10 protein-coding genes are annotated in these 9686 nt (G+C 46.1%); 8 read left to right on the plus strand and 2 right to left on the minus strand.

The window, feature by feature from the left end:
* Positions 1-207 (plus strand): IS200/IS605 family transposase (locus T497_RS0111505; RefSeq protein ID WP_028515115.1); only part of this gene is annotated, 207 nt, incomplete at its 5' end.
* A 347-nt stretch (positions 208-554) separates the two neighbouring features.
* Entirely contained in the window at positions 555-2474 is a 1920-nt protein-coding gene (locus T497_RS0111515) for an EAL domain-containing protein (protein WP_028515741.1), read from the plus strand.
* Between the two features lie 112 nt (positions 2475-2586).
* Here the strand turns inward: T497_RS0111515 and T497_RS0111520 are convergent, their stop codons facing one another.
* Entirely contained in the window at positions 2587-4020 is a 1434-nt protein-coding gene (locus tag T497_RS0111520) for an efflux RND transporter periplasmic adaptor subunit (protein WP_028515742.1), read from the minus strand.
* Between the two features lie 281 nt (positions 4021-4301).
* Between T497_RS0111520 and T497_RS0111525 the strand changes: the two genes are divergently transcribed.
* The 4 genes from T497_RS0111525 (at position 4302) to T497_RS0111540 (ending at position 6807) form a co-directional block, all read left to right on the plus strand.
* The gene (locus tag T497_RS0111525; RefSeq protein WP_028515743.1) at positions 4302-4661 is read left to right on the plus strand and encodes a YccF domain-containing protein; all 360 of its coding nucleotides are present in this window, start codon (positions 4302-4304) and stop codon (positions 4659-4661) included.
* A gap of 25 nt (positions 4662-4686) precedes the next feature.
* Positions 4687-5160 carry a hypothetical protein gene (locus tag T497_RS0111530; RefSeq protein ID WP_028515744.1) on the plus strand — a complete coding sequence of 158 codons (474 nt, stop codon included), beginning with the start codon at positions 4687-4689 and terminating at the stop codon, positions 5158-5160.
* Positions 5157-5678, plus strand: coding sequence for a putative ABC transporter permease (locus tag T497_RS0111535; protein ID WP_028515745.1), 522 nt, complete (start codon positions 5157-5159; stop codon positions 5676-5678). The genes T497_RS0111530 and T497_RS0111535 overlap by 4 nt, the downstream gene beginning before the upstream one ends.
* A gap of 232 nt (positions 5679-5910) precedes the next feature.
* Entirely contained in the window at positions 5911-6807 is an 897-nt protein-coding gene (locus T497_RS0111540) for a DegV family protein (protein ID WP_028515746.1), read from the plus strand.
* 46 nt (positions 6808-6853) lie between these two features.
* Here the strand turns inward: T497_RS0111540 and T497_RS0111545 are convergent, their stop codons facing one another.
* Complete coding sequence (locus tag T497_RS0111545) at positions 6854-7153, minus strand: hypothetical protein (RefSeq protein WP_028515747.1); 300 nt, start codon at positions 7151-7153, stop codon at positions 6854-6856.
* 455 nt (positions 7154-7608) lie between these two features.
* Between T497_RS0111545 and T497_RS0111550 the strand changes: the two genes are divergently transcribed.
* Together T497_RS0111550 and T497_RS0111555 are read left to right on the plus strand one after the other, a co-directional pair.
* Positions 7609-8337 (plus strand): ABC transporter ATP-binding protein, encoded by a 729-nt coding sequence (locus tag T497_RS0111550; RefSeq protein ID WP_028515748.1) that lies wholly within the window; start codon positions 7609-7611, stop codon positions 8335-8337.
* A gap of 11 nt (positions 8338-8348) precedes the next feature.
* Positions 8349-9275, plus strand: coding sequence for a SufB/SufD family protein (locus tag T497_RS0111555; protein WP_028515749.1), 927 nt, complete (start codon positions 8349-8351; stop codon positions 9273-9275).
* The last annotated feature ends 411 nt before the right edge of the window (positions 9276-9686 follow it).

Raw genomic sequence — 9686 nt, forward strand, 5'->3', positions numbered from 1 at the left:
ATATTTGAGCGACATGCAAATCTGAAGTATAAGTACGGTAACAGACATTTCTGGTGTACAGGATATTATGTTGATACAGTAGGAAAGAATGCTAAGAAAATTGAAGAGTATATAAAGAACCAGCTGCAAGAAGATATTATGACAGACCAGTTAAGTTTGTTTGAAACAACAGACCCGTTCACTGGAGAAAAGTATAAGAAGAAGTAAAAACCCCTTAAGGGGGAGCTGAGAATGAAATGCAGTTGGCAGACCTTTCTCAGCCCACTTAAGGGGCAGTGTCCGTATCAAGCCCTTCTAGGGCTTCCTCAAACCACCCGTTTTACGGGTGGTTTTGATTATAAAATATTAATATTTATTGTACAAATGTTTGCATTCTCTAATACTGCAAGTATTGCAATGCATACAAAATACAATTAATATAATTGAGAAAAATTGTTGACTTTATGTCATTTTTGTGATATAATATGTATGGATAATGGTGTAATTTATATTCGTTATTGCTTGGCACGGCAGCTTTTGTTTTGCTTTTGCGGAGCAATATAGGGGGTGAATATATGTTTACGGCTTCTGACCTTAACCTTGGACTTTACAGCCCTGTAGGCGATATCACGGTCATGGCGCTCTGTATTATCATGGGTGTTTTTATAAAACAGGCCTATATCGGGAGCGAAAAGAAAAGATTCCGTATTATTATGCTGATTCTGGTATTTATTCTCATATCGGCTATGGCGAATGTCGGCGTACAGATGATGCTCAAGGCTGATACTGTCAGACCGCTGCCTATATATATTATGAGACTTACGCATCATGTGCTGATGATATCGGTAATTTACCTGTATATCCAGTATCTCCGCGAGCCGCTGTGGGTAACGCCAGGCACAAAGAAGCAGTATCAGATAATATCGCTTATCACTGTAATTATTGCGGTGACCACAGATATCATGGCTACTATCCTGAAGGTAGGCTTCTATGTCGGAAAAAACGGCGAATACCGCTCTACCTTTGATGTGTTTGAGATAGTGTATACGCTGCTGATGATAACGGTCGTATACATACTTATCAAATACAAATCAAGGCTTCTTGCCAGAGTTTTCTGGGGAGTAATGGGCTCTATCATAATTGCAAACGCATTGCTTTGCATACAGATGATAAATAGACAGGTTTCATATACTACGCTCAGTTTCTTCCTGCCTGTCGTGGGCATAATATTTATGTTTCACTCAAATCCCTTCAATATCGATACGGGAGCAGTTTCAAGCAGCTTCTTTACCAAGGAGATAGAGGGAAACATCGAAAAGGGCAACGAAATGCTCATAATGTGCTGTTCAATGACGGATTTTGAGCGTTCTCTCTCTATGTCGCCCGAGCTCAAATCGGAATTCTACAAGTTCTTCCGGCTCAATGTTAAAAAGGGCGTTCTTTACAGCTTCCCGAATGAAAGATATGTCCTTACTATCGTAAAGAAAAAGCAGATAGACTATGAAAAGCTTGTCGAAAAAATGCTCAGTGACTTCCTTGAAAGTCACTCAAAGTTCAAGATAGACTACAAGATAGTCATTATGGAGACCTCAAAGAGTATCCTTGATGTTGACGACTATTATCATCTCATTGAATACAGCGAGATGAAAATGCAGCAGAATACCATTTGCCGCGTAACTGATGAGGATATCAAGGAGTACTACGACAAGAACTATATCCTCAGTCAGCTTGTGGATATCGCTGCTAAAAAAGACCTCTCCGATCCGAGAGTCCTTGTGTACTGCCAGCCTGTATATAATATAAGCACGGGCAAGTACGATACCGCAGAGGCTCTTATGCGCCTTAAGCTGGAAAAGACGGGAATGGTCTTCCCAGACCAGTTCATTCCGTTGGCAGAGCAGTTCAACCTTATTCATAACCTCAGTATGATAATCCTCAACAAGACCTGCTATACGGTCAGGGGATTTATCGAGGAGGGCTACTACGTAAAGAGAGTTTCCGTTAACTTCTCGGCTATAGATATACGATATGATACCTTCTGCGACGAGGTAAAGAACATAATCGACCAGAACGGTCTCGAATACGACAAGATAGCCGTTGAGATAACAGAGAGCCGAAGCGAGGCGGACTTCAACCTTATGAAGCAGAGAGTTATCCAGCTTCAGGACTTAGGCATAAAGTTCTATCTTGACGACTTCGGAACAGGCTATTCAAACTTTGAGCGTATCATGGAGATACCATTCGATATCATCAAGTTTGACCGCTCGATGCTTATGGAGTCACACAGAAGCACATCATCGCAGTACATGGTCAAGACCTTCGCTAATATGTTCAACGATCTGCGGTACGCAGTACTCTTTGAGGGCGTCGAGAACGACAGCGACGAGGACCGCTGCATTATGATGAAGGCGCAGTATTTGCAGGGATATAAGTATTCAAAGCCTATCCCTATCGAAGAGCTGCGGAGATTCCTTTCACCTGCGGTAAATCAGTAACAAAAAGCCATAAAGGTTTATCCTTTATGGCTTTTTCAGTTATAAAAACAAGAGCTCCCGATATTCGGGAGCTCATATTGCTTCATGTCTTTTGTGCAGATGATTGCTCTGCTCAGTTCTCGGGCGGATTCAGGTGCATGGAGTCTCCGTCGGAAATGCCCCTTGGATTTGTGAGCACAAGGTCGTTCTCGTGGAGAGTGTCCGAGGTTACTTCAAGGTAATCATCGCCGTCAAAGCCTTTTTCTATCTTGCGCTTGGAGATTATGTAATCGCCCTTGCTGTTCTTGCTTGCAACGAAAACATAGTATCCGCCGCCGTCGCCGCTGATAACAGCGTCATATGGAACGCTGAGAACATTTTCACACTTGTCAAGAACTATATTCACAGTCGCTTTCTCGCCGATAACGAGCTGACTGTCGCTGTCGTCAATGCCGATCTCTACAGTGGAGCCCTCTTCAGCCTCCTGTGCGTCAGATGAAGCTTTCTTGTAGAGGCGCTTTACCTTGCCGCTTATGACCTTGTCGCCTGTTGAAGCTGTCTGTATCTTCGCAGACATATCTGCGCTTAACTTGATGGCATCGGACTCGCTGACCTTGCCTGTGATAAGGAACTGTGAAGCGTTTGATACAGTGAAGATATCAGCTGATGAGGGGACCTTGCCCGAAGCTGCATTTACCTGTGTCACAACGCCGTCCTTTGGGGATTTTACAACACAGCGGTCGATCTTGTCCTGAAGCTCCTTGAGCTGCTTTTCAAGATCTGCGTTTGGTGCCGCATTTTTCTCGGCGTCAAGAGCGTCCTGAGCCTTTTTAATCTCTGCGTCAGCCTTTTTTACAGCCTCATCGTAAGCTGTCTTTGCAGCAGGGATAGCGTTGTCGTAGTCAGCGAGCTTTGCGTGGAGCTCGTCCGCTTCGCGGTCTATATTGCCTGCTCTTTCAAGGATAGACTCCCAATTGGCTTTCTTAGCCTCGGCGTCGCTGCCTGTAGCAGCTACCATTTCGTCGTATGCGTGGTCAGCCTCGCCGATGAGGGCGTTGTACTCGTCGACCATATTGTTGTAGTCGGTATAAGCCTGATCGCGTTTTGACTTGGCATTGTCGATATTTTCCTGAGCCTTCTTGACATTGTCCTCTTTAGCCTTTTTTGCGTCGCTGAGCTTTTTCTCGTTGGCAGCGTGTGCTTTCTTTGAATCTTCCTGAGCCTTGGTTTTCAGTGCTTCGACCTGCTTTTTGAGCTCGGAGGAATCAAATTCACAGAGAACATCGCCCTTCTTGACCTTGTCGCCCACCTTTACGCTGAGCTTCTTGACCTTGAGGTCTGTTTCTCCTTTTACTGTGACCTTGTCACTGCCAGATACAGAGCCTGTCATGCTGACATTTTTCTCCAGATCACGGTATTTGATGTATCCGCAGCTGCTGGATTTTTCCGTGTCATTTGATTTTGACTTGCCGTTGGCGTGACCTGCAAAGAAGAACAAAGCTACGCCGATTATAGCGATTATCAGCAAAGCTAACAGGAGCTTTAGTAGTTTATTCGATCTTTCCATAAAAACATCTCCTTCAGAAATGACATTTTATCACATATATGATACCATATTTTTTTCATATCGTCAATGATTTTTTCCCTGATATAAGCAAAAAACAGAAAGTTTACAATTATGCTGAACACTGCTGCCTATAACGTGTTAATAATATATAAAAGAACGGGGGAAAGGGGGAGGTCCCATTGGTATTTTTGAAGCTTTTTTGCAGTTTGTGTTGATATTTCTCCTGATTTGTGTTATTATGTAGTCATCAGCAATGATAAAAACATGAAAAGAGGGTAAATATGGGGTGCTTAGGCAATATTCTATGGTTCATATTCGGCGGATGTGTCAGCGGACTGGGCTGGGTTCTGGCAGGACTGCTGTGGTGCATAACGATAATCGGCGCACCTATAGGTCATCAGTGCTTCAAGCTGGCTAAGCTGTCGTTCTTTCCATTCGGCAAGACAGTTGAATACGGCGGCGGACCTGTTTCGCTCATCGCCAATATATTATGGCTCATATTCAGCGGTATACCGCTGGCTGTAGGCTTTGCGGCGTGGGGAGTGGTTCTCTGCGCTACCATAATAGGTGCGCCATTCGGTATACAGATGTTCAAGCTGGCAAAGCTGGCTCTCATGCCCTTCGGAGCTAAGGTCAAGTGATATCACCCGAAAAAGGAGGAATACCATGAAAAAGGTACTTATATCGGCTGCTGCGGCGTTAATGGCTGTATTTGCGGTATCATGCAGCGCTGCGGAAAGCAGTCCTGCAAGTGAAACAGCAGCGCCTACAGCAGAAGCTGTGACATATGCGGAGAAAACTGCGGAAAATACTACTGTAACAACAGCTGACAGCTCTCAGCGAATTATTATAGCTATACCCGACAGCGTACTTGAATCCGATGGTATCATCGCTCCTATGGAAGCAGGGGAGCTGGTGGAAAAGCTCGCAAAGCTGAAAGCATATATGACGCTTGACGAAATAATAGCGCTTTTCGGAAAAGAACCGTTTATGGTAAAGGAATCAAATGAAAATATTTTCAAGTATTACAGCGGTGACGTCACCATAACTCTGTGGGGGACTCAGCTGTTTCAGGCGATAGTTGAGTGCAACGGCTCGGCTCTGCCTGTAGACTTGGGACTTGACCTTCCAAAGCAATGAAAAAGAACTACACGCGGATATTCTTCCGATATATATTCGAGTTCACGGCGGCAGGTTTTGTGGGCTGGCTGTACGAGGTGGCTACGGTATGGATAATGTACCGATATTTCGACAACCGCGGTATGCTCTATATGCCGATAATACCTATTTATTCCGTGGGAGCGTTCATACTCCTTGCCCTGCTGAGAAAAAAGCGGCACCCGCTGTTCATATTTCTGTTTGCAACGGTGGTGACGACAATATTCGAGCTTGGAGCTTCATATCTGCTGGAATTTATCTTCCATGAGCAGTTCTGGACATACGAGACATGGTATTTCTCCATACTTGACAGGTCGAGCCTTATATCCAGCGCTATATTCGGAGTCCTTGCAGTTGCCTATTTTTACGGGCTGCACCCGTTGTCGGGAAAGCTCAGCGAGAAGCTCCCCGAGCCCGTATGCCTCGGCACGGGAGCCTTTATGGCAGGAGCTATAGCCACGGATATAGTGATATCTTTCGGTGAGCACTTGAAAAAGTGATTAGTGAATAGTGATTAGTGCTTAGTGATTAGAAAAACAGCCGTATTCCTTGTGAATACGGCTGTTGCTTTTAACTACTTTCTACTTACTGCTAACTAATCACTACTCACTAACAACTAATCATTAAACCCCGCCGCCCTTGACAAAAGAGCGGTATAATGGTATAATCACCCTATGGGAAAGATGCTCCGCAATAGGCGGAGAAGAAGCGGAAAATGAAATGAGGTAGCTTATGAAAACTGCGGTAATGACCGACACAAACAGCGGTATAACGATGGAGGAGGGCGAAAAGCACGGCGTTTATGTGCTGCCCATGCCTGTTATCATAGACGGAAAGGACTTCATGGAGGAGCTCACCCTCAAGCACGAACAGCTCTACAAGGCGCTGAACGAGAACAAGGACATCGTGTCCTCTCAGCCCTCTCCCGGAGCTCTTACTGCTATGTGGGACAGGATACTTGCGGACGGCTACGACGAGCTGGTGTATATCCCTATGTCAAGCGGTCTGAGCGGCTCCTGCAATACCGCAAAGGCTCTTGCTGCGGACTATGACGGCAAGGTGGTAGTCATCGACAATCACCGTATCTCAATAACTCTGCTTGACGCGGTCTACGACGCGAAATACCTCGCCAACAACGGCAAGTCTGCCGAGGAGATAAAAAAATATCTCGAAGAGAACGCCTATCAGAACGATATATATATCACGCTCCACAGCCTTAAACGTATCACCAAGACGGGACGTATTACCGCCGCAGGGGCTGCTATCGCTACGGTCCTCAATCTGAAGCCCATTCTGAAGATACAGGGCGGCAAGCTGGACGCTTACGGAAGAGTCCGCGGAATGGCGGCTGCCGAGGCGAAAATGCTGGAAGCTGTCCATAAGGACCTTGAGAGCAAGTATGCAGGTATACCCAAGGAGCACCTGAGTATCGGCGCGGCAGGTACTATGGAGACTGCCGAGGAGATAAAGCGCTGGGTGGATATCGTGAAGAACGAGTTCAAGGGCTACAAGGTCACGTACAGACCTCTTTCATGCAGTATAGCCAGCCATGTAGGTACAGGCACACAGGGCGTAGCTGTGGGACTTACAGCGCGTACTCTTAAATTAGACAGCAGTAAGCAGAGCTAAGTGATCGGAAATCGGTAATTAGCAGGGCGGCATATGCCGCCCTTTTTTATTCTGTATCGGTCTCGGGATCGGGATCAGGATCGGGATCTGGATCGGGCTCCGGATCGGGGGCAGGTGTCGGATCATAGGACTCGCCTGTGGTCTGGTTCACCCATTTTCCGTCACTGCCGAAGCCGTAAAACTCACCTGTGCCTATTTCCCACGCAAGTGAAGCAGGCGAGAGCTTTCTGCCTTCGATACCGCTTTCGGTGGGCAGTTCGGTCTTGCTGTCTACGGCGAGCTCAGCGATAACAACGGATAATCCCTCATCGAAGCTTACAAATTTTTCTTTCAGAATAACGATCATGCTATTTCTCCTTTCAGTAATTGGTGTCAGTTTTAAAAGCGTTTCCATATATACCCCGTAAAGTCCTTTTTTTTAACGCGAACACGTTGAATTCTGCTGAACTTATACCAAAAGTTCATTATTTGAGGATTTGCTTTTTAATAGCCTCAGTCTATAAGTTGTTAGTAAAGTATAACTTAAAAAAGGCTATATTACGCCAAATATCAGGGCTCTGCGATGTTACATCAGTGCAACAAATCATCTGCCGTGTTGATTTGAGTGTTTTTACGTGGTATAATTGATAAAGCAGTAACAAAGTCAATAAATCATAATTTATATTTGTAGGGGCGCACAATGTGCGCCCGCAAACATACACATCAATTTTGACACGGGCGAACAATGTTCGCCCCTACAATACCAATTTTTCGGGACGCCAAAGGCGTTAAATTTTGATTTGCATCGAAAGGGAGTTAAAAATGCTCGAATTAAAGAATATTACGTTCAATGCCGAGGACGAAGGTCAGAGCATTGGCATAGTACGCGACGTCAGCCTCACTGTTGAGGACAACAAATTCGTCGTTATAACAGGTCCTAACGGCGGCGGTAAATCCACCCTCGCCAAAATAGTTGCAGGTATAATCAAGAACACATCAGGTCAGATATTCTTCGACGGCGAGGACATTACCGAGAAGTCCATAACCGAACGTGCCCGTATGGGTATTGGCTTCGCTTTCCAGCAGCCTGTACGCTTCAAGGGCATGACAGTCCTCGATATCCTCCGTATCGCCGCAGGCAGGACTCTCTCTGTTTCCGAAGCCTGCGATTACCTCTCCGAGGTAGGTCTCTGTGCAAAGGACTACATCGACCGTGAGATAAACGCTTCACTTTCGGGCGGCGAATTGAAGCGTATCGAGATAGCTACAGTTCTTGCCCGTGACGTAAAGCTGGCTCTCTTTGACGAGCCCGAGGCAGGTATCGACCTGTGGAGCTTCAACAACCTTATCCGCATTTTCGAGAATATGCGCAAGGACCGTCACGGCAGGTCCATTATCGTTATCTCTCATCAGGAGCGTATCCTCAATATCGCTGACGAGATAGTTGTCATCGCTGACGGCAAGATAGCCAAGCAGGGCAGCAGGGATATCATTCTCCCCGAGATAACAGGCACTGAAAACGCAACTAATATCTGTCACAAAATGGTGTAAGGAGGGATAATATGGCAGCTTTGGACGCAGTTCAGAAAAGACTTTTTCAGGAGGTCGCCGATCTCCATAATATCCCCGAGGGAGCTTACAATCTCCGTGCAAACGGCGAATCCGTGGGTAGAAATACTACTGCAAACATTGATATAACTTCAAAAACAGACGTAAGCGGAATTGATATCCGCATCAAGGACGGCACTAAGAACGAGAGCGTTCATATCCCTGTTGTGCTCAGTCAGAGCGGTCTCAAAGAGAACGTTTACAACGATTTCTATGTTGGTGAAAACTGCGATGTGCTCATCGTTGCAGGCTGCGGTATCGACAACTGCGGTTCTCAGGACTCCGAGCACGACGGTATCCACCGCTTCTATATCGGCAAAAACTCCCGTATCAAGTACGTCGAGAAGCACTACGGCTCAGGCGACGGCACGGGCAAGCGCATACTCAATCCTGTGACCGAGGTCTACATGGAGGAGGGCAGCACCATGGAAATGGAAATGGTGCAGATAAAGGGCGTTGACTCCACCGACAGAACCACTATCGCAGAGCTCAAGGGCGACGCAAAGCTCATCGTCCGCGAGAGACTTATGACTCACGGCAAGCAGTACGCAGGCAGTATCTACAAGGTGAGCCTGCTGGGGAACGGTTCAAGCGCAGACGTTGTATCGCGTTCAGTGGCAAGGGACGACTCCTATCAGAAGCTCGACCTCTGTATCAAGGGCGACGCGGCTTGCAGCGGTCATACAGAGTGCGACTCAATTATCATGGACAACGGACGTATTCTCGCTGTTCCTTCACTTGAAGCAAACAACATCGACGCAGCTCTTGTCCACGAGGCTGCTATCGGCAAGATCGCAGGCGAGCAGCTCATAAAGCTCATGACTTTAGGTCTTACCGAGGCTGAGGCTGAGGAGCAGATAATAAACGGCTTCCTCAAATAAGCCGTTAGCTGTTAACCTGTAGGGCACTTTCCGAGCGCCCGAATGAGCAAAAAGCAGAAATATAACGCAAAAAAGGCGAACCTTAACCATGATACTCATATAGAAGTTTTATAATTATTATTGAGAGAACCCCTTTTGAAAAAGGGGCTTCTCTCAAACTCTCTCCCTAAAACTTTAGTTTTGTTTTTTCACAGATAGGGCGCACCTGCATTTTTGCAGGTCTTTTTTTATTTAAGAAGCGCCCTATCTGCGAAAAAACCAGATAAAAGTCTTTGGAAAGGGGTATGGGGGAGAACCTTTCCTCAGAAAGGTTTCCCCCATAATTAACTGTAAGCTTCTATATAAGTGTTGCGGTTAAGGTTCGCCTTTAATTATGCATTGAAACGGGCGGATAATATCCGTCCATACGAT

This window comes from Ruminococcus flavefaciens MA2007, assembly GCF_000621845.1.
GTDB classification, from domain to species: Bacteria; Bacillota; Clostridia; order Oscillospirales; family Ruminococcaceae; genus Ruminococcus; species Ruminococcus flavefaciens_E.